This is a genomic window from Corynebacterium sp. ACRQK (assembly GCF_022345965.1).
In the GTDB taxonomy this organism is placed as follows: Bacteria; Actinomycetota; Actinomycetes; order Mycobacteriales; family Mycobacteriaceae; genus Corynebacterium.
Map to the genome: position 1 here is coordinate 16,340 of NZ_JAKRMU010000004.1, position 20,020 is coordinate 36,359.

At 64.5% G+C, this 20,020-nt stretch carries 15 protein-coding genes; 11 read left to right on the top strand and 4 right to left on the bottom strand.

Annotation, left to right across the window (positions count from 1 at the left end):
• Window positions 1-2 precede the first annotated feature (2 nt).
• The 3 genes from MHX63_RS05540 to MHX63_RS05550 all read right to left on the bottom strand — a co-directional run bounded on the left by MHX63_RS05540 (window position 3) and on the right by MHX63_RS05550 (window position 4,851).
• Window positions 3-1,949 carry an ABC transporter ATP-binding protein gene (locus tag MHX63_RS05540; RefSeq protein WP_239387606.1) on the bottom strand — a complete coding sequence of 649 codons (1,947 nt, stop codon included), beginning with the start codon at window positions 1,947-1,949 and terminating at the stop codon, window positions 3-5.
• Window positions 1,950-1,960: 11 nt separating this feature from the next.
• Window positions 1,961-3,265 carry a MalY/PatB family protein gene (locus MHX63_RS05545; RefSeq protein WP_239387607.1) on the bottom strand — a complete coding sequence of 435 codons (1,305 nt, stop codon included), beginning with the start codon at window positions 3,263-3,265 and terminating at the stop codon, window positions 1,961-1,963.
• Between the two features lie 89 nt (window positions 3,266-3,354).
• Window positions 3,355-4,851, bottom strand: a complete 1,497-nt coding sequence (locus tag MHX63_RS05550) for a carboxylesterase family protein (RefSeq protein WP_239387608.1) — start codon at window positions 4,849-4,851, stop codon at window positions 3,355-3,357.
• On the opposite strand from MHX63_RS05550, the gene MHX63_RS05555 reads away from it, so the two are divergent.
• Together MHX63_RS05555 and MHX63_RS05560 are read left to right on the top strand one after the other, a co-directional pair.
• Complete coding sequence (locus MHX63_RS05555; protein ID WP_239387609.1) at window positions 4,850-6,949, top strand: M3 family metallopeptidase; 2,100 nt, start codon at window positions 4,850-4,852, stop codon at window positions 6,947-6,949. The two genes, MHX63_RS05550 and MHX63_RS05555, sit on opposite strands and share 2 nt — an antisense overlap.
• 28 nt (window positions 6,950-6,977) lie before the next feature.
• Complete coding sequence (locus MHX63_RS05560; RefSeq protein WP_239387610.1) at window positions 6,978-7,223, top strand: hypothetical protein; 246 nt, start codon at window positions 6,978-6,980, stop codon at window positions 7,221-7,223.
• Between the two features lie 179 nt (window positions 7,224-7,402).
• Here MHX63_RS05560 and MHX63_RS05565 read toward each other — a convergent pair whose 3' ends face one another.
• Window positions 7,403-9,571: a 4-alpha-glucanotransferase gene (locus tag MHX63_RS05565; protein ID WP_239387611.1), complete on the bottom strand. Its 2,169-nt coding sequence runs from the start codon at window positions 9,569-9,571 to the stop codon at window positions 7,403-7,405.
• Between the two features lie 232 nt (window positions 9,572-9,803).
• On the opposite strand from MHX63_RS05565, the gene MHX63_RS05570 reads away from it, so the two are divergent.
• From MHX63_RS05570 to MHX63_RS05610, 9 genes are all read left to right on the top strand, one after another.
• Entirely contained in the window at window positions 9,804-11,642 is a 1,839-nt protein-coding gene (locus tag MHX63_RS05570) for a long-chain fatty acid--CoA ligase (protein ID WP_239387788.1), read from the top strand.
• A 123-nt stretch (window positions 11,643-11,765) separates the two neighbouring features.
• Complete coding sequence (locus MHX63_RS05575; protein ID WP_239387612.1) at window positions 11,766-12,569, top strand: hypothetical protein; 804 nt, start codon at window positions 11,766-11,768, stop codon at window positions 12,567-12,569.
• A 39-nt stretch (window positions 12,570-12,608) separates the two neighbouring features.
• Entirely contained in the window at window positions 12,609-13,883 is a 1,275-nt protein-coding gene (hemW, locus tag MHX63_RS05580; protein ID WP_239387613.1) for a radical SAM family heme chaperone HemW, read from the top strand.
• Window positions 13,884-13,926: 43 nt separating this feature from the next.
• Entirely contained in the window at window positions 13,927-14,952 is a 1,026-nt protein-coding gene (hrcA, locus tag MHX63_RS05585) for a heat-inducible transcriptional repressor HrcA (protein ID WP_239387614.1), read from the top strand.
• A gap of 79 nt (window positions 14,953-15,031) precedes the next feature.
• Window positions 15,032-16,177, top strand: coding sequence for a molecular chaperone DnaJ (gene dnaJ, locus MHX63_RS05590; RefSeq protein WP_239387615.1), 1,146 nt, complete (start codon window positions 15,032-15,034; stop codon window positions 16,175-16,177).
• Between the two features lie 3 nt (window positions 16,178-16,180).
• Complete coding sequence (locus MHX63_RS05595) at window positions 16,181-16,954, top strand: 16S rRNA (uracil(1498)-N(3))-methyltransferase (RefSeq protein WP_239387616.1); 774 nt, start codon at window positions 16,181-16,183, stop codon at window positions 16,952-16,954.
• 11 nt (window positions 16,955-16,965) lie between these two features.
• Entirely contained in the window at window positions 16,966-17,961 is a 996-nt protein-coding gene (locus MHX63_RS05600; protein ID WP_239387617.1) for a PhoH family protein, read from the top strand.
• Between the two features lie 44 nt (window positions 17,962-18,005).
• The gene (gene ybeY / locus MHX63_RS05605; RefSeq protein WP_005296353.1) at window positions 18,006-18,554 is read left to right on the top strand and encodes an rRNA maturation RNase YbeY; all 549 of its coding nucleotides are present in this window, start codon (window positions 18,006-18,008) and stop codon (window positions 18,552-18,554) included.
• A 37-nt stretch (window positions 18,555-18,591) separates the two neighbouring features.
• Window positions 18,592-19,992: a hemolysin family protein gene (locus tag MHX63_RS05610; protein ID WP_239387618.1), complete on the top strand. Its 1,401-nt coding sequence runs from the start codon at window positions 18,592-18,594 to the stop codon at window positions 19,990-19,992.
• Window positions 19,993-20,020: the final 28 nt, after the last annotated feature.

Below are 20,020 nucleotides of genomic sequence, written 5' to 3' on the forward strand. Positions count from 1 at the left end.
GGCTACTCCTGTGTGTTGGCATCGGCAGCGGAGGTGCTGCCCAAGACGTAGTCCTCGTCGTCCTCGGCGCCTGGCTCGGCGAAGCCGAAGCGCTTCAGCCGCGCCCGGTCGGCGGCGGAGGAGGAGCTTGTGAGTTGGAGCAGTTCGTTGTAGATTCCGCCACTGGTAGCCAGCTCCGCCGGGGAGCCGACCTCGCAGACGTGCCCATTGTCCAGGGTGACGATCTTATCCACGTCGGCGATGGTGGATAGGCGGTGGGCGATGACGATGGTGGTGCGGCCCACCATCAGCTCGTTTAGGCCGGCCTGCACCACGCGCTCGGCCTTGGTATCCAACGCGGAGGTGGCTTCGTCCAGGATCAGCACGGGCGCGTCCTTCAGCATCGCGCGGGCCACAGCGATGCGCTGCTTCTGACCGCCGGAAAGGCGCAGGCCGCGCTCGCCGATCAGCGTTTCGTAGCCGTCCTTGAAGTGCATGATGAAGTCGTGGGCGAAGGCGCGCTTGGCCACCGCCACGATCTCCTCGTCGGTCGCGTCAGGCTTGGCGTAGGCAATGTTCTCCCGCACCGTGCCGGAGAACAAGGCGGGTTCCTGGAACACCACGCCGACGGAGCTGCGCAGCTCCGCAGCCGTCAGGTCCGCCACGTCCTTGCCGCAGACCTTAAGCTGCCCCTCGGTGGGCCGATACAGGCCCAGCAACAGGTTCACCAGGGTGGACTTGCCGCCACCGGATTCACCGACCAGCGCCACCTGGTTCCCCTTGGCCGCCTGGAAGGTGACTTCGTGGATGACGGGCTCGCCCTTGAGGTACTCGAAGCTCACATGGTCGAAGTCGATCACTGGCCCAGTTTCCGGGGCGGATAGTTGCGGGCGCACGGCGTGGTCCACGTCCTCCTGGGAGACCAGAATCGGCCCACCTGGGCGGGCGGCCTCCAGCAGGGGAGCGGTGGCCGAAGGCTCCTCTAGCTCCTCCATGGTCTCGAAGTACTCGCGGGAGCCCGCGGCGGCGCGCTGCGCGGTATCCACCATCCAGCTCATCATGCCGGCCGGCTGTCGGGCCATTACCACGTACTGCAGCAGTAGAACCATGTCGCCGAGCGTGAAGTCGCCGTGCAGGGTGCGCCAGAACAGCATCAGGTAGATGGCGAAGAAGATAATGTTCATCCCGCCCATGCGCAGGATGTCCATGAAGTGCCACCAGCGGGACTGCTCGCGCGTCAGCTGGATCGTGTCCGCGAAGTGCTTCTGGAACAGCCGCAGCTCGCGCAGCTCCGAGACGAAGGACTTCACGACCTTCACCTGGCCGATGACCTCCGCGAAGCGCCCTTGGGCGACGTCAATGTGTTCGTTCTTCTCCTTCTCCCACACCATCCACTTCTTGGAGGTCAGCATGGTCAGGTACAGGTACATCGGGAAGATGATGGCCAGCAGCAGTGCCAACGGCCAGTAGTAGATCGCTGTGATGACCAGGATCATCACCACGGTGATCAGCATGGAGAAGAAGTTGTTGGCGAAGGACTTGATGAAGTCCGTCAGCCCCAGGATGGAGCGGTCCAACCGGGAAATGATGGTGCCTGTGACCTGCTTGTCGTAGTAGCCCTGTGGCAGGGCCAGCAGCTTGGCGTAATAACGGTTGGAGAAGATCTGGCGCATCCGCATCGCCATCACGTCGCCGAACCAACCGCCGATGTTGCGGATGATGGTGTTCGCCAGCTCCACCGCCAGCAGCCCGACCGCTAGCCAGATGACGGTCTTCGTGGCGTTTTCAATGGCGATGTCGGAGGCGCCACCACCGCCGACGGTGTCCACGATCGTGTCGGTGGCCAACTTCACCAGGAAGGGAGTGGCCAGTGCCAGCCCCGCGGTGACGAGGCTGGTGATCATCACAATGATGTAGAACGGCCACAGTTCCTTGGTGGAACGCAGGATACGGCTAAAGGCATTAATCACACCTAGCCAAGTTAATTGTTCACGTGCGCCTTAGCGAATTCCGCGATGCGGTCCAGGGCTTCGTTCAGGATCTCCCGGGACGTTCCGAAGTTGATGCGCACATGCCCTGCACCCTGGGAGCCGAACATGGTGCCCTCGTTGAAGGCCACGCGGGCCCCTTCCAGTAGCTTCTGGCCCGGCTTCTCCTCCAGGCCCGGAACCTCACTGAGGTCTACCCACAGCAGGAAGCTGGCCTCGGGGCGGATGAACTTCACGCCGGGCAGCACCTCCGGCAGGCGGCGTTCAAGCAGGTCCAGGTTGCCCTGCAGGTACTCCAGTTCGCTGTCCAGCCAGGCCTCACCGTCCGTGTAGGCGGCCTCGGCGGCGACCTGCCCCAGTGTGGAGGCAGATCCGGTGCGCAGCGGGCTGACCTTCGCCATGGCTGTGCGGTCGTCCGGATTGGTGAAGATCATCTGTGCGCAGTGCAGGCCTGCGGTGTTCCAGCCCTTCGAAGTCGCTAGTACGGTCACGGTCACCCGCGCTGCGGTCTCGCTGAGCGTGGCCAGGGGAGTGTGCTTGTGCGGCGCGTAGACCACCGGCGCGTGGATCTCGTCGGAGATCAGGCGCACGTTGTACTTGTCGGCCAGCTCCACCAGTTTGGCCAGCTCCTCCGGGCGCCATGCGCGGCCCAGCGGGTTGTAGGGGTTGCAGACGATCATCGCGCCCACGCCCGCCGGGTTGTCGGTGCTGGCGAAGGCCGCCTCCAGGGCTGCGTAGTCGAAAGCCCACTCCTCGGCGCCTTGCTCTGTCCCTTGCTCCGCCCCTTGCCCTGCAGCGGTTTTCTCCACCTTGGTCATCTCCACCTCGACCTTCGGGCGCTTCACCGCGCTCGGCACCTCGAAGAACGGGTGGTAGCTGGGTACTGGGACGATCACGTCGGACCCCTGGGGCGTCAATTCGTCGATAGCCGCGGCCACACCCTTGACCACATCCGGCACCAGGCGCACCCACGTTGGATCTATCTGCCAGCCGAAACGGCGGTCCAGGAAGCCGGCAAGGGCTTTCTCCACGGACCGGTTGCGGCGTTCGTAGCCGAAGTATTCGCGGTCTACGCCCGATTGGATGGCCTGCTTGACTGCGGGGCAGGTGTCGAAGTCGGTCTCGGCGACCCACAGGGGTAGGACGTCCTCGTCGTAGACGGTCCACTTCATCGTCCCGCGGGCGCGCAGCGTGGCGAGGTTGGGGACGGATACGGCGGAATCCTGCGGACGGGCGTTCTGGAGGTTCCGGGTGTTTTGGGTGTTCTCGGGGTTGTTGTTTTGGGTGCTTGCGTTCATAGCCTCCCACCCTAGCACTCTAGACCGAGCTGTCTAGTGGTTGTCTGGCGGCTGTCTCGTTTGGGCTCTGAACTAGCCCGAGCCGAGCCCTAACGGCTCGGGTACAGCTCCGGATAATCCTCCCGAATCTGCCGGTAGGCATCCTCCGCCACCTCGCGGGTCACCTCACCCCGCGCCGCCGCATCCGTGTCGAAACGCCGCACCAAACGCCGCGAACCATAGCGTGGCCACTGTGGATCCTCCCCGCGGGCGAAACGCGCGACGATCCCGTGAAACTCCGTCGCCAGCGGCTGCAAGCGCTCAGCCGCGGACTCGCCGCAGAAATACTTCACTGTTTTGGGCGCGACCGTGAGGGCGTCAAAAACCAAAGGCAGATCCGCACAGTGCCAGGCCGATTGGCTCCCGTGAAACTCATAGGCCCAGCTCGTATCGCGTTTCTCCTCCATGATCGCGACGGCCCAGCGTTTGATGGCCGAATCACCGATGGCCATTCCTACCGGGTTTTCTGACGCCCACCGCACCCGCGCCCCCAGCTTCCGTTCCGCGTACCGCCCCAGCGCCTTGGCCGGTTGCCGAACCAGCGGGTTTTTGGAGCTCAAGCGCTTGTCGACAGCGCGGGCGAAGGGCATTTGTGTGAACTCCTCACGCAGGGTACCGATCAGCAGCGGCACGTCGCGCATCTCGCCGGGCCGGAACGGGTACGGCCCCACGGCGCAGTCCGAGCCGTAGAAGCGGGCGTAGCGCCGATAGGCGCGCTGCAATTGTTCGGGGGAGAGGCTGGACAGGTGCTCGCTGGTCAGCGGGCCGCCGAGGACCGCGCGGGCAACATGCTCGCGGCTCGGCCAGCCCTCGCGCGGGAACCCGGGGCTCAAGATCACCGCCCGATGCACCAAACCCTCCGTCCGCGGGTTGCAGAGCGTCCAGGCCGTCAGCGCGCCACCGGCGGACTGGCCCATCAGCGTGACCTGCTCCGGGTCTCCGCCAAAGGCCGCGATGTTGTCCCGCACCCAGCGCAGGGCGGCCACAATGTCCTCGGCGCCGCGGAAGTATTCCGGCTCGGTATTCGGATCCGCTGAAGCGTCCACGTCGGCGGGGTGCTCCTCGTCCAGTAGAGGCAGGAAGCCCTCCAGGCGGTAGCGGTAGTTCAGCGAAACGTATACGAAACCCTCCTCGGCGAAGCGGACGCCCTGGTACCAGAGTTCGTCGGCGAAGCCTTCCTCATAGCGACCACCATGGATGAACACGATTACGGGTGCCCCAGGCTTGGTGCTGGCTGTGGGGGTGGAGCCAGATCCAGACTTGGTCTTGGGATGGAAGTCAGACTCGATGATGGAAGGGGGTGCGTCGACTGGGCAGGTGATGGATAGAGATTGGCGGTGGGTGGCGGTAGAGGGGTCGCCGAAGAAGAATCTAAAAGGGACGGCAGGGGAAGGGACGGCAGGGGAAGGAGGGGCGAAGCGTTCGCCCGAGGCGTAGGGGATGGACTCGAAGCGGAGGACGGAACCGCGGAGGAAGCCACGTGTGCGACCCTGTTTGATGGCCACATCAACGTAGTCCTTGGCCTCAGGGATAGAGTGGGGGATCATGGATTACCTCCAAAACGTTTCCGAACTGCCTTATGAACTGCCCGATTTCGCGGCAATCGACCTAGCCGAGCTGGTGCCCGCCTTCCGCACCGCGCTGGTGGATCACGCCGCGCAGATCGCGGCGATCGCGAACAACCCTGAAACTCCCACCTGGGAAAATACCGCCGAGGCGTGGGAAGAATCGGGGCAGATGCTGCAGCGCGTGCTGGCCATTGTTTTTAATTATACGGGCGCAAATGCCACCGATCAGGTGCGCGAGATTGAGGCGACGATCAGCCCGGAGCTGGCGCGGCACTTCAGCGAAATCTGGCTGAACCGGAAGCTGTGGAAGCGCATCTGCGCCCTGCCCGAGCAACCGGAAGGCAGCGAAGAGGAAGCCCTGCTGCGGGAGCTGAAGAAGAGCTTCATCCGCGGCGGTGCCGAACTGGACGACGCGCAGCGGGAAAGCCTGCGCGACATTGACGCCCAGCTGGCGGAGCTGACCACCGCCTTCGGCGCGCAGCTGCAGACCGCCACCGAGGACGCAGCGGTGCTGTTGAACGATGAGGCCGAGGTTGCGGGTCTAAGCACGGCGGACAAGGAGTACTTCGCCAAGGCCGCCGCCGAACGCGGGGAGGAAGGCTGGCTGATCCGCCTGGGCCTGCCGAGCATCCAGCCGGTGCTGGAATTGCTGGAGAACCCGGCCGCGCGTGCGAAGGTGCACGAGGCATCGCTGAACCGCGGTGCCGGCAGCAACGAGGCCACACTGCTGCAGATCGTGCGGCTGCGTGCGCAGCGCGCCGAGCTGCTGGGCTTTGCCAACCACGCCGAGTTCGTAGCTGCTGCCGAGACCGCCGGTAGCCTCTCGGCTGTCGAGGAACTGCTAAATCAGGTGACGCCCGCCGCCGTGGCGAATGCGCACGGAGAGTACAAGCGGGCGCTGGACAAGATGGCCGTGAGTGGTGCAGGGGACACCGCCGGGCTCAGCGGTGCCGACTGGCCCTACTGGGATGCCAAGCTGCGCGCGGAAGAGCTGGACGTCGACGAAGCCGAGCTGAAGAAGTACTTCCCGCTGGAACAGGTGATGGTCGACGGTGCTTTCTTTGCCGCGAAGCGCCTCTATGGCATCGACGTGCGGGAACGCACCGACCTGGTCGGCTACGCGCCGGGCGTGCGGGTGTGGGAGGTCACCGAGGGTGAAGAATCGCCCGTCGGCATCGGCCTGCTGCTGACCGATATGTACGCCCGCCCTACCAAGCGCGGCGGCGCGTGGATGAACTCCTTTGTCGAGCAGTCCAACCTGCTGGGCAAGGCGCCTGTGGTGGTCAACGTCATGAACATCGCCGAACCTGCCGAAGGCGAGCAGGCGCTGCTGACCCTCGATGAGGTGCAGACCGTCTTCCACGAGTTCGGCCACGCCCTGCACGGCCTGCTCTCCGACGTCCGCTATCCCACGTTGTCTGGCACCAACGTGCCCCGCGACTTCGTGGAATTCCCCAGCCAGATCAACGAAAACTGGGCCCTGGAGCCCGCCGTGCTGCGCAACTACGCCCGCCACGTGGAAACCGGGGAAGTTATCAGCGGCGAGTTCGTCGACGCGATCCGCGCCCAGGCGAAGTGGGGCCAGGGGCTGGCCACCACCGAGTTTCTGGCCGCCTGCTGGCTGGACCTGGCCTGGCACAAGCTCTCCGCCGCGGAGGCGGAGAAGCTCGCCGCCACGGACGATGCCGCCGCCCAGGTGGAATCCTTCGAGGCCGAAGCCCTGGAGCGCGCCGGGGTGGGCGTCAACGGCGCCCTCGCCCCGCGCTACCGCTCGGCCTACTTCAACCACATCTTCGCCGGCGGCTACTCTGCCGACTACTGGAGCTACCTGTGGGCGGAGGTGCTGGACGCCGACGGCTTCCAGGCCTTCGTCGATACCGGTGCTGCAGTGGGTGAGTCTAATGATGCCACCGCCGACCTCGACGAAGACGATGTCCGCTTCGCGGGCGAGCGTTTCCGCCGCATTATCCTCTCCCGCGGCGCTAGCATCGACTTCGAAGACGCATTCTGGATGTTCCGTGGCCAGCAGCGCAGCGTGCAGCCGCTACTTGACCGCCGCGGGTTGAGCCAGGGGTAGGCGTCCCTAAAAAAGAAAGAGCAAACCAATGATGGAATGGCTGATCAATGCGCCGGTGTGGATCCAAACCCCGCTGGTATTCCTCGCCTTATTCGTGGTTTGCACCGCGTTGGCCTTAATATGGCAGGTGATTGCGCTGCGGATTTTCCCCGCCAGCGCGGAGGAAGATCGCGTGCACGGGGCGCTTTCGCTGCGCGAGATGTGGGCGAGCCGCAGCTCGGTGCCACTGGACGACGGCGCTCAGCGCAGCACCGGAAACGACCAGAAGCACTAGAAGTAGTCAGAGACAGAGGCAGTGACAGACACAGGGAGGACTAGCAGCCGATGAAACACCACTCCAAGGTGCGCCAGGCGTTGGCCCTGCTGCTGGTTCTGCTGCTCGTGGCCTGGCTGGCCACCAGCGTCTTCTAGCCCAGCGGGCTTCCAGAGAGAGCGGCCCTAGCGAGCGAGCTGCTAGCCCTCGCCGCGGGTAGCGGCCAGCACGTCGCGGGCCAGCTGCATGTCCGCCAGATCCTCCACCAACACCGGGTTACCCTCGCCATCGCACAGCGGTACGCGCCAGTTCGGGTACAGGTCCTGCGTGGTACCCGGCTGGTTCTGCGCGCGCAGGTCTCCCACCAGATCCACCAGCGCGGCGCAGCGTAGCAACGACGGGGTCTGCGCAATGAAGCGGTGCATGGCGCGCAGGATAAAGGAGACGTCCGGGCGGCGATCGCGCCCGTGCCGCGGATCGTCCAGCTCCTGGCGCAGGTCGTTGAGGAAGTAACCCTCGCAGTCCATTCCGCGGAAGCCACCGTGGCGGGCGATGGTGCCCAGCACGTCTACCTGCCAGTTGGCATCGTCGGCGAACTCGTCGTCCGCGTTGCGAGTCAGTACCCCCAGCTTCTCGCGCAGGTCGATGTGCCCGCCGCGCAGGTAGCTGGCGGTCGGGGGCAGGTCGTGTGTGGTCACGGAGGTCAAGCAGGTACGGCGGTAGGCCTCCGGCGGCTTTGCCCCGTGGGCGTCACCCTCAAACCACACGATCGAGGTTCCCATTACGCCGCGGCTGGCCAGGTAATCCTGCACCCACGGCTCGAAGGTGCCCAGGTCCTCGCCGACCACCACGGCACCGGCGCGGTGGGCCTCCAGCACTAGCGCGCCGACCAGCGCCTCGTGGTCGTAGGTGACGTAGGTGCCCAGGGTGGGGGATTCCATGCGCGGGATCCACCACAGGCGGAATAGCCCCAGTACGTGGTCGATGCGGATGCCACCGGCGGTGCGCAGGATCGTGCGCAGCATGTCGCGCCACGGGCGGTAGCCCTCCTCCGCCAGCTTCCAGGGGTGCCATGGCGGTTGCGACCAGTCCTGGCCCTGCTGGTTGTAGCCGTCCGGCGGGGCACCCACGCTGGCTCCGGGTGCCAACACGTCGGCCAGGGTCTGTGAGTCTGCGCCGCCGGGGTGCACGCCCACGGCTAGGTCAGCCATCAGTCCGATGCTCATGTGCTCGGTCAGGGTGTTCTGAGCGTGCAGCTCCTGCTCCTGGCAGAGCATCTGCATCCAAGCGTAAAAGTCACTGGTCAGCGCCGGGGCGTTGGCCGCCCGCTCGCACCATTCGGCGAAGCCCACGAGCCCCTCGCCCTCACGTTCGCGGAAGGCGCGCAGCTGCTCCGCGCGCTCGTCGCCTATTCCTGCGGCGTACAGCAGGTGAAGGGCCTTGATTTTGGACGCCACCACGGGGTCTCGCTCCAATAGTTCAGCCGTGTGGTTGTGCTTCTTCAGCGGGGCGGCGAGCTGCTCGATCTCTGAGTGCAGTTCGGGGTGTGCTGCGTACTCGGGCGTGTTCTCCACCCGGATGTAGATGGGGTTGGTGTAGCGGCGGGTGGTAGGCAGGTAGGGGGAATCCTCCACTGGGGGCGCGGCTTCTGCTGCATGCATGGGGTTCACCAGCACGAAGTCCGCCCCGCCGAGCTTCTGCAGGGAGTCGCTCAAGGCCTCTAGGGTGCCGTAGTCGCCGATGCCCCAGGCATCGCGGTCGCGCAGGGAGTACAGCTGTGCCATCACTCCGGTCCGCGGGGCATCCGGCAGTTCCAGGGATTGTGGGGATACCAACAGGGTGGAGGTGGCTTCCGTGGAGTCGGCGCGGGCCTCTAGCTGGTGCCAGCCTGCGGGCAGGGCGGGTAGCTGGAATGTGGCGGTGCCGAAGGTGGTGGCAGCGGCTTCGGCACCTACGGTGATGGGATCGACCCATTCATTGAGTTGTTCGAGGGGAATGGTCTCGCCGTCCTCAGTGCGGACCTGTACTTGCAGAGATTCGCCATCGATGCAGTGGACGCGCAGGGTGCGTGGCCGGTCGGCAATGGCAGTGACGGTGGGAGGCAGCATGCGGCTATAGCGAGCACGCAGTAGATCCTCGATGGCCGCCTGCACAATCTCTTCGGTGAGGGCGGAAGGATCTTCAGGCAGGTCCAAGCCTAGCTCCCGGAGAGCAAAAAGCACGGTGCTGCTTTGAACCTCTACCCGTTGTCCGTCCTGGCCGATGTACCAGGTGGCCACACCACACTCGGTGGCCAATTCGTTGAGGATTGCATTGACGTCGGAGGCGTTTGCGCCACCTGATTCCACAGAGCTAGTCACAACTGCCATTGTGCAGGGCACCGGGCGCATCTTCCACTCTTTCCCTTCATTTCCGGCCTTTGAGCTAAAGGAGGGGGTGTGGGGAATTTTCCCGAAGGTTCGACGTGATTCAGGCCACCCATATATGGTTGTAGAAGTATAAGTCACGTTGAGGCTGCGGGCGCAGCGACCGAATTCGCGCCCGTTATTTACGTAAAAACCCAGGTCAGGCAACTGTCAGGACATGAGCAAAGGGAGCAGCATGACGGAGTACACCTCTGAAGCCCTGTACACGATTGACGAGCACGAGACCTGCCTAACGGCAGTTCGTGACCTCGGCACCGAATCCCCAGACGGGGTGCTGTTTAAGCGTCCGAAGAACTTCGACTGGGTGGACGTCACCGTTTCCCAGTTCCTGGACGATGTGTACGCAGTGGCCAAGGGGCTGGTTGCCAACGGCATCGAGCAGGGCGACCGCGTGGTTATCATGTCCGACACTCGTTACGAGTGGACCGTGCTGGACTACGGAATTTGGGCCGCCGGTGGCATCACTGTGCCGATCTACCCGTCCTCTTCCACCTCCCAGTGCGAGTGGATCGTGGGGAACTCCGGTGCGAAGCTGGCTATCGCTGAAAAATCTGGCCACACCACCCGCTTGAAGACCTTCGTGAAGGAACGCGACCGCCCGGAAGGCGATGACTCCGCGCATCTCAACCGCGTGCTGGAGATCAACAGTGGTGCCATCGACATCCTGGTTAACGACGGCAAGGAAGCCGGCATCGAGCAGGACGCGCTGGAAGAGCGCATTGCCAACACCCGCCACGATGACATTGCCTCCATCGTTTACACCTCCGGCACCACCGGCCGTCCGAAGGGCTGCAAGCTGACCCACCACAACTGGCTGGCTGAGGCTCGCGCCATCCTGACCCACCCGGTCGGCCGCGCGGCTACCTTCGGTTACCGCAAGCTGACGTTCCTGCCGCTGGCTCACGTGTTCTCCCGTGCGATGGCACACGCCGCCACCGTCGGCGGCGCTACCCAGACCCACTGGAGCGACATGAGTACCCTGGTTGTCGAGTTCCAGCGCACCAAGCCGAACCTGATCTGCTCTGTGCCGCGCATCTTTGAGAAGGTCCACGCGGGCGTGAAGTCCAAAGCCACGGACGGTGGTGGCGTCAAGGCCAAGATCTTCAACTTCGCAGAGCGCGCCGCAGTCGACTACTCGAAGGCACTAGATACCGACGAGGGTCCGACGCTGAAGCAGAAGATCGACCGCGCCATCGGCGACAAGCTGGTCTACTCCAAGGTCCGTGAGGCCATGGGTGGCGAGCTGGACTACGCGATCTCTGGTGGCTCCGCACTGAACCCGGAGCTCATGCACTTCTTCCGCGGTGTGGGCGTGAACCTGTACGAGGGTTACGGCCTGACTGAGTGCACCGCCGCAGCCTGCACCAACTTCGCCCCGGACAACATCATCGGCACCGTCGGCCGCCCGTTGGGCGGTATCACTGTCAAGATTGACGACGACGGCGAGATCCTACTGAAGGGCGACATGGTTTTCGCCGGCTACTGGGAGAACGAGGAGGCCACCAACGAGTCCTTCAATGAGGACGGTTTCTACCGCACGGGCGACCTGGGCAAGCTGCTACCCACCGGCCACCTGAAGATCACCGGACGCAAGAAGGAAATCATCGTCACCGCCGGCGGCAAGAACGTCTCGCCCGGCCCGATGGAGGACATCCTGCGCTCCGCCCCACTGATCTCCCAGGCCATGGTCGTTGGCGACGATCAGAAGTTCGTCGGCGCCTTGATCTCCCTGGACGAGGAAGCTGCCAAGAAGTGGAAGGAAAACAACGGCATCGCCGAGAACGTCTCCATCCGCGAGCTGGCGAAGAACCCAGTTCTGCGCTCCGAAATTCAGGATGCGATCAACGAGGCCAACGCCACTGTCTCCCACGCTGAGGGCATCAAGAAGTTCCGCATCGTCCACCGCGACTTCACCGAGGAGAACGACGAGGTTACCCCGTCGCTGAAGCTGAAGCGCTTCGTCGTGGCGAAGAACTTCGCCGACGATATCGCCTGGATCTACAACTCAAAGTAAGTTAAGAAATCCGCTCCACGACACCGGCCACGCCTCCGCGCGTGACCGGTGTTCTTGTTTTAAAGTTGTCTGCGGTATCAACCAACACATGGGCTGTGACGAGCCCAGGGGAGAGGAGAACGCGTGCACTACGATGCTGCCCTGCGCGTTCGCGAGCTCACCCAAAATATCTACGACATTGGCGACGAGATCGCCGATTACATCAATCACGTCTCCCAGGCCATCGCCGATTGGGATGCCGACCTGGTGGAAGACTGCCTGCTGGAGCTGGAGGAGATCGTCGCGGAGGGGCGCGCCGAGGTGCGCCCCGGCCTGTCCGAGCTCAACGGCCTGCGCCAGGCTTTCGTCTCCGGTGTGCGCGCCGGCAGCATGTCCGGCGTGACCCCCTCGCGCACCCCGCGTGCCCTCGGTGGCAGCGTTGCCCGCGGCAGCGACTACCCACACCCCGGACGCACCTTGAGCTTTATGCACAGAAAGCCCGGTGCGTCCGCTCGCCGTTCTCTTAATGACGCCACCGCCCCGACCACCCTCGGCGCCAGCGACCCGCGCCGTGCCCGTGGCGCGGAGTTCGCGGATACTTCCGCCGATCAGGCTTCGGCAACGATGGCCTCTACTGCTTCTTGGCGCATGTGGCTGCGCGAGCAGGCCGAGCGCATCCGCGCGGACCTGCGCGAGGTGGAGGACTGGGTGATCAACCAGACGCAGTGCGCCTTGGAATCCCAGTCCGTGCTGCTACCGCAGGCATATGTGAAGGCAGAGCAGCGCACCATCGAGCTAGTGGGCCACTGGCGGGAGGTCGTTGCACGCCAGCCGGAGTTGGCCGCGGGCATGCGCGGCGAGGCGCCACCGGAGTTTCTGGTGGAGCGCGCCCGGGTGGAGGAGATCGTCGGCCGCTTGCAGCGGCGCAAGCGTGGCACTGCGGTCTAGCGCCAGTACTGCTAATACAGCTAGTACTATGCACGTAGTATGCATGGCCTTTATATCCACGTTCCCTTTTGCTCCACCCGCTGTGGCTACTGCGATTTCAACACCTACACCCCGCAGGAGCTCGGCGCGGCCGAAGGTAGCGCTGTGGACGGCAACACCATCCCCGGCTACCTGGATGCCCTGGAACGCGAGCTAGAGGTCGCCGCCGAGGTGTGGGATTATCCCGGCGAGGTGCAGACTGTCTTCTTCGGCGGGGGCACGCCGTCCATGCTGGGGCACGAGGGGCTGGCCCGGGCGCTGAACGCTGCGCGTCGCACCGTGGGGATCGCAGCCGATGCAGAAATCACCACCGAAGCCAACCCGGAATCCACCAGCCCAGAGTTTTTTGCTAGCCTGCGCGAGGCCGGTTTCAACCGCATCTCCTTGGGCATGCAGTCCGCGATGGGACACGTGCTGAAGGTGCTGGAACGCCAGCACACCCCGGGTCGCCCGATCGCGGCCACCCGCGAGGCCAAACAGGCCGGCTTCGAACACATCAACCTGGATGTCATCTACGGCACCCCCACCGAGACCGACGACGACCTGCAGCGCACCCTTGACGCGGTGATGGAGGCGGACGTCGACCACGTCTCCGCCTACTCCCTGATCGTGGAGGACGGCACGGCCATGGCACGCAAGGTGCGGCGTGGCGAGCTGCCCGCCCCGGACGAGGACACTCTGGCGGATCGTTATGACGCCATCGACGCCCGCCTGTGCCAGGCCGGTTTTCACTGGTACGAGGTCTCTAACTGGGCCAAATCGGGCGGCGAATGCCAGCACAACCTGATCTATTGGCGCTCCGGGCAGTGGTGGGGAGCCGGCCCCGGTGCCCACGGATGCGTGCGGCTGCGCGGGGAAGGCCACAGCGAATCAGACCTGGTGAGACTGGTGAATGCGAAGCGTCCGGCGACCTATTGGAATGGGCTGCTGGGGGAAGCCGAAGGAGCGTCAATAGGAAAGGATGGCCTACCCGTGCCAGGGTCGGTGGTGACGACCGAGCGCTTAAGCAACGACGACCTGCGTACAGAACAGGTGATGCTGCGGCTGCGGCTGGCCGAGGGGCTGGACCTGGCGGAGCTGGTGAGCGGAACCGGCAGTGCTCGCAGCGCTCAGAGTGCTAATCCTGCTCGGAACCCCGATCTGGAACAGGTGATCGAGCGTTATACGGGCCTGGGGCTGCTGGATAAACGCGGCGAGCGCTTAAGATTGACGGATAAAGGGCGCTACCTGGCCGACGGGATCGTCACGGACATCGTGTTGGCGCTCGGGCTTTAAGGGCTAATAGAGGCTGATCGGACTCACGCGAGGAGTGAAGGATTTGTCGAGCGGAACTGAAGACAGAAGGAACCAGGTGCTGCGGGCGATCGTCAGCGACTTCATCGCCTCGCACGAACCGGTGGGCTCGAAAATGCTGGTGGATAAGCACCAGTTGGGTGTTTCCTCCGCGACGATTCGCAACGACATGGCGGTGCTGGAAGCCGAGGGCTACATCACCCAGCAGCACGCCTCCTCCGGGCGCATTCCCACGGTGAAGGGCTACCGGCGCTTTGTGGACGGGATCCACGAGGTCAAGCCGCTCAGTACCCCTGAGCGCCGCGCGATCTTGGACTTCCTGGAACACGGGGTGGACCTAGAAGACGTGCTGCGCCGCAGCGTGCAACTGCTATCCCAGCTGACCCGCCAGGTGGCCGTGGTGCAGATGCCGGACCTGCGGCGTGGGCGGGTGAAGCACTGCGAGCTGGTGAAGCTGGGCAGCCACCGCATCCTGCTGGTGCTGATCACCGACACCGGACGCGTGGATCAGCGCAACGTGGACCTAGGCCAGCCGATCAGCGACGACGACCTGCCACGGCTGCGCGACCTGGTGAACTCCGCGATGGTGGGGCGCACCCTGGACGACGCATGCACCAACATCGCCGCCCTGGCCAACGAAGCCAAGGGCAACAGCATGCCCGAGGAACTGCGCGACGTCGCACTTGTGGTGACGACTGTGCTGGTGGAGACCCTGCTCGAACGCCCAAACGACCGGCTGATCCTGGCGGGCACGCCCAACCTGATGCGCACCAGCGAACTCAGCCCCGTGGTGGAAGCGTTGGAAGAGCAGGTGGTGGTGCTGAAGCTGCTGAATAGCGTGCGCGACCTGCAGGTGCAGGTGAGCATCGGCGAGGAGAACGAAGACGAGGAGCTGCGCGGCGCATCCGTCGTATCCACCGGCTACGGCAACGCCAACGCGGTCCTCGGCGGAATGGGAGTGGTGGGGCCAACCCACCTGGACTACTCCGGCACCATTTCCTCTGTGACGGCCGTGGCGCACTACGTCTCGCGGATTTTGAGCGAAGAGTAGGAATAGTAGGATAGTGCAGTTGGTTAAGCACTAAAGACTGCAAGCAACTCAAGATAGAAGTGAAAAGGACCCGCTGAACGTGGCTCGAGACTATTACGGAATCCTCGGTGTGGATCGCGACGCTACGGACGCCGAAATTAAGAAGGCGTACCGCCGCCTGGCGCGCAAGTACCACCCGGACGTCAACCCCTCCGAGGAGGCTGCGGAGAAGTTCCGCGAGGCCTCCCTGGCCCAGGAGGTGCTGACGGACCCGCAGAAGCGTCAGATCGTGGACGCTGGTGGCGACCCGGAAGAGCAGGGCTTCGGCCAGCCGGGTGCCGGTGGATTCGGGGGCTTCTCCGGCGGCGGCCTGGGCGATATCTTCGACGCATTCTTCGGCGGTGGCGGCGGAGCACGTGGCCCGCGCGAGTCCCGCGTGCGCCGCGGCAACGATGCCCTGGTGCACTTGGAGGCCACCCTGGAGGAGGTCTACGCGGGCATCGACCGCGAGATCACCGTGGAAACCGCCGTGCTGTGCGATGTGTGCGACGGTTCGGGCTCGGCCTCCAAGGCCGCGCCGGTGACCTGCCCGACCTGTCAGGGCGCGGGCGAAGTCATGGAGCTGCAGAACTCCATGCTGGGCCGCGTGCAGGTCCGCCGCGCCTGCCACCGCTGTGCGGGCACCGGCGAGGTTATCCAGGACCCTTGTGAAAACTGCGCGGGCGACGGGCGTGTGCGCGACCGCCAGACCCTCAAGGTTTCTATCCCCGCCGGCATTTCCGACGGCATGCGCCTGCGCATGAGCGGCAAGGGTGAGGTCGGCCCGGGCGGCGGCCCGGCAGGCGACCTGTACGTGGAGGTGCACACCACCGAGCACCCGTACTTCATCCGCGAGTCCGACGATCTGCACGTGAACCTGCAGGTGCCGGCGGTAGACGCAGCCCTGGGTACGTCCGTGGAAGTCAAGCTGCTGGACGATTCCATCGCGACCGTGGACATCGCGCCGGGCACTCAGCCGGATGCCACCATTCGCCTGTCCGAAAAGGGCATGCCGCACCTGCGCCGCGAGGGTCACGGCTCCCTAGTTGCCCACGTGGAGGTCATGATCCCCACAGACCTCAACCACAAGCAGCGCGACCTGCTGGAGAAGCTGCGCGAGGCCAGCTCCCAGAACGCTGGCGTGGCTTCGAACGACGAGTCCCACAGCGGCTTCTTCTCCCGCCTGCGCTCGAAGTTTGGCCGCTAGCCCATGACGGATCCGGTGTTCATCCACCCCATTCCTGAGCCGGTCGCGGTCGGGGATCGTTTCCGCCTGACCGGCGCGGAGGCCAAGCACGCCTCCGTCAAGCGCCTTGAGGTGGGCGAGGGGTTGGTCGTCACCGATGGCGCTGCGCGCGCGGTGCAAAGTTCTTTTCTTGGTGACGCCACCGTGGAGGTCACCGACATTCTCAAACTGCCCGTGCCGCACCCGCGGGTGACGGTGGTGCAGGCGATTCCAAAGTCCGATAGGGCGGAGCTAGCTGTGGATCTGGCGGTGCAGGCGGGCGCGGATCGGATTGTGCCGTGGGCCGCCCGCCGTGCGATTGCCAAATGGGATGGCAAGGAGGCCAAGGCACACGGGAAGTGGGAGAACGCCGCCCGGGCGGCCGCCAAGCAGTCCCGCCGCCTGCGGATCCCGGAGGTTACCCAGCTGGTGCGCAGCCCGCAGGACGTGGCGCGGGAGCTGGGCTTGGGGGAGACCGGCGCCGTGCGCGTGCTGGTGCTGCATGAGGAGGCCACCGAGCCGCTGCCCGGAGCTGTCAATGCTGCAGTGAATGCCGCCAGCGCCAACGGCAGCGAAGCTGCCGCCACCGAGATCGCCCTCGTCGTCGGCCCCGAGGGTGGCATCAGCCCGGAGGAGCTAGCTGAGTTCGAACGGCTGGGAGCTACCCCGGTCCGCCTGGGGCCGGAAGTTCTGCGCACCGCCACCGCAGCCGCCGTTGCGCTGGGCGCCATCGGCGCTGTCACGGACCGTTGGCGGTAGGATCGATACACATGACGTCTTCCAACTCCGCCAGGTCACCGCGCCCGCGCGTAGCCAGCTCTACTGTGGAGCTCGACCCGGATTCGATCCTGGCCGTCGCCGGCCCGGCAGATGAGAACCTGCGGGTGCTGGAGCATGCTTTCGACGCGGACATCCTGACCCGCGGCAACCGCGTGACGATCCGCGGCGAGGCCTCCGAGGTCTCCCAGGCCCGACGGGTGTTGCAGGAGATGATCAACCTGGTCAGCCGCGGCCATGCGGTGGATCCGGCCGCCACGAAGCGGGCGATCACTCTGGTGGAGGAACAAGCCCCGGCGCTCGTTTCCAGCAGCGATTCCGCACCCATCGTTTCCTACCGGGGCAAGACGGTGCGCCCGAAGACCCCTGGACAGCAGGAATACGTGGAGGCCATCGACGAGGACGCGATCGTGTTCGGCATCGGCCCGGCCGGTACCGGCAAGACGTATCTGGCGATGGCCAAGGCCGTGCAGGCCCTGCAGGCCAAGGACGTCAATCGCATCATCCTTACCCGCCCGGCAGTGGAAGCAGGGGAGAAGCTGGGCTTTCTGCCCGGCACGCTGAGTGACAAGATTGACCCTTACCTGCGCCCGTTGCATGATGCGTTGCGGGAGATGGTGGATCCGGAGACGATTCCCCGGCTGATGGATACCGGCGTGATCGAAGTCGCGCCCCTGGCCTACATGCGCGGCCGTACCCTCAACGATTCCTTTGTGGTTCTGGACGAAGCGCAGAACACCACCCCGGCGCAGATGAAGATGTTCCTGACTCGCCTGGGCTTTGGCTCCAAGATGGTGGTCACCGGCGACTTGAGCCAGGTGGATCTGCCGAACCGTCAGGAGTCCGGATTGAAGGTTGCCCGCCAGGTTTTGCAGGGCGTGGATGGCGTTTCGATCATCAACTTGGATGCCGACGACGTGGTGCGCCACCGGCTGGTCTCCAAGATCGTGGAGGCCTACGGCACCTACGAGCTGGATAATGAGATCTAACGGAAATCTAGCGGCAAGTACGAATTACCAAAGGCGAGCACCCAATGAGCATCGAAGTTTTTAACGAATCCGGCCGCGGCGAGGTCAACGAAGAAGAACTGATCGACGTCGCCCGCTACGCCCTATGGACCCTCGACGTCCACCCGGCCGCCGAGCTATCTATCCACATTGTGGACCTCGAAACCATCGAAGACCTGCACGTTAGGTGGATGGATCTGCCCGGACCTACCGATGTGATGAGCTTTCCTATGGACGAGTTGACGCCAGGTTGGGGCCGCAAGGATGCTGCGGAACCCTCGCCGGCGATGCTGGGCGACATCATGCTGTGCCCAGACTTTGCCGAAGGGCAGGCGACCCGTGCGGGCCACTCTCTGGCCCATGAGCTAGACCTGCTGACCGTCCACGGGGTGCTGCACCTGCTGGGCTTCGACCACGTCACCCCGGAGGACGAGCAGAAGATGTTCGCCCTGCAGAATGAGATCCTGGCGAACTGGTACGACTCCCAGGAGGAGCGCGGCGTGAGCTTCGCCCCGAAGCCGACCGGTGCCGGGGCCTTCCCCAGCGCCGCGGACCGCGACGACACCCAAAACTAGAACCCACTAAAACCAGGAAGACCTAGAGCTTCGAAAGATGACGATCGACATCCCCTTATCCATCCCGTTCGCGATCCTTGCACTCTTCCTCGGAGGTGTGCTGTCGCTGGTGGAAACGGCAGTGTCCTCACTCTCCGCGGCGCGGGTGGAGAACCTGGTGAAGGAGGATCGCCCGGGCGCAGCCCGGCTGGAGCGGGTGCTCGAAGGGCGGGCCGGTCACATCAACCTGCTGGTGCTGCTCCGCACCATCTGTGAGGTTACCGGTGCGGTGCTGGCTGCCGCCGCCTGCGTAGAGTTGATGGGCTCGCGCGGCTGGGCGTTCGCGACCGCCATCGTGATCGTCACGCTGCTGACATTCATCCTGATCGGAGTGCTTTCCCGCACTCTCGGACGGCAGAACCCGTACACCATTAGCCTGGCGACCGCCCCGATCCTGCTGGGCCTATCCAAGCTGTTGGGGCCCATCGCAAAGCTACTGGTCGGCGCCGGTAACGTGCTGACACCCGGCCGGGGCTTCCGCAACGGGCCCTTCGCCTCCGAAATTGAGCTGCGTGAGATGGTGGACATCGCCTCCGAACGCGGCGTGGTGGAGATGGACGAACGACGGATGATCCAATCCGTCTTCGACCTTGCCGACACCTCGGCACGCTCCGTGATGGTGCCACGCCCCGAGATGGTGTGGATCGAGGCCGACAAGACCGCCGGCCAAGCCACCAGCCTGTGCGTGCGTACCGGTCTTTCCCGCCTGCCCGTGGTGGGCGATGACGTGGACGACATTGTGGGCGTCATTTACCTCAAGGACCTCATCGCAGAGACCTATCACATGACCGACGGCGGTAACTCCATCCGCGTTCGGGACTGCATGCGACCTGCCGTGTTCGTGCCGGACTCGAAGAAGCTGGACGACCTGCTAGAGGACATGCAGCGCGACCAAATCCACATCGCCATGCTCATCGACGAATACGGTGCAGTGGCGGGGTTGATCTCGATTGAGGACATCCTGGAGGAAATCGTCGGCGAGATCACCGACGAATACGACACGTCGGAGCAGGCGCCGATAGAGCCGCTGGAGGACGGCAGCTACCGAGTACAGGCGCGTCTGTCGCTGGAGGAACTCGAGGAGCTATTCGAGGACGTGGAGTTCAGCGAAAAGCAGCACGAGGAAGTGGATACCGTCTACGGCCTCGGAGCCTTCAAGCTGGGCAGGGTGCCGATCCCAGGGGCGGAAATTTCCACCACCGGTCTGCACCTCCGCTACGAGGGCGGGCGCGATCGTCGTGGTCGCGTGAAGATCCGTACCGTCGTGGTGGCCCGCGAGAAGCAGGTGGAAGGCACTGGTGATGCTGGCCGCGATGGTGAGGTGGCGGAAGGGATGGCCGTGGCGGCGTCCACAAGAAACAGCGCCCAAGATAAAGCCCCAAGAGAAAACCCAAGATAAGAGCGCTAGCGATTAAGGACAGCAATAA

Excerpts from the sequence above, each read along its gene's own strand:
- MHX63_RS05565 (WP_239387611.1), bottom strand. The coding sequence starts at position 9,571 with ATGGCAGTTGTGACTAGCTCTGTGGAATCAGGTGGCGCAAACGCCTCC.
- MHX63_RS05550 (WP_239387608.1), bottom strand. The coding sequence starts at position 4,851 with ATGATCCCCCACTCTATCCCTGAGGCCAAGGACTACGTTGATGTGGCC.
- ybeY (WP_005296353.1), top strand. The coding sequence starts at position 18,006 with ATGAGCATCGAAGTTTTTAACGAATCCGGCCGCGGCGAGGTCAACGAA.
- MHX63_RS05600 (WP_239387617.1), top strand. The coding sequence starts at position 16,966 with ATGACGTCTTCCAACTCCGCCAGGTCACCGCGCCCGCGCGTAGCCAGC.
- MHX63_RS05560 (WP_239387610.1), top strand. The coding sequence starts at position 6,978 with ATGATGGAATGGCTGATCAATGCGCCGGTGTGGATCCAAACCCCGCTG.
- MHX63_RS05555 (WP_239387609.1), top strand. The coding sequence starts at position 4,850 with ATGGATTACCTCCAAAACGTTTCCGAACTGCCTTATGAACTGCCCGAT.
- MHX63_RS05545 (WP_239387607.1), bottom strand. The coding sequence starts at position 3,265 with ATGAACGCAAGCACCCAAAACAACAACCCCGAGAACACCCAAAACACC.
- MHX63_RS05570 (WP_239387788.1), top strand. The coding sequence starts at position 9,804 with ATGACGGAGTACACCTCTGAAGCCCTGTACACGATTGACGAGCACGAG.
- MHX63_RS05610 (WP_239387618.1), top strand. The coding sequence starts at position 18,592 with ATGACGATCGACATCCCCTTATCCATCCCGTTCGCGATCCTTGCACTC.
- hemW (WP_239387613.1), top strand. The coding sequence starts at position 12,609 with ATGCATGGCCTTTATATCCACGTTCCCTTTTGCTCCACCCGCTGTGGC.
- MHX63_RS05595 (WP_239387616.1), top strand. The coding sequence starts at position 16,181 with ATGACGGATCCGGTGTTCATCCACCCCATTCCTGAGCCGGTCGCGGTC.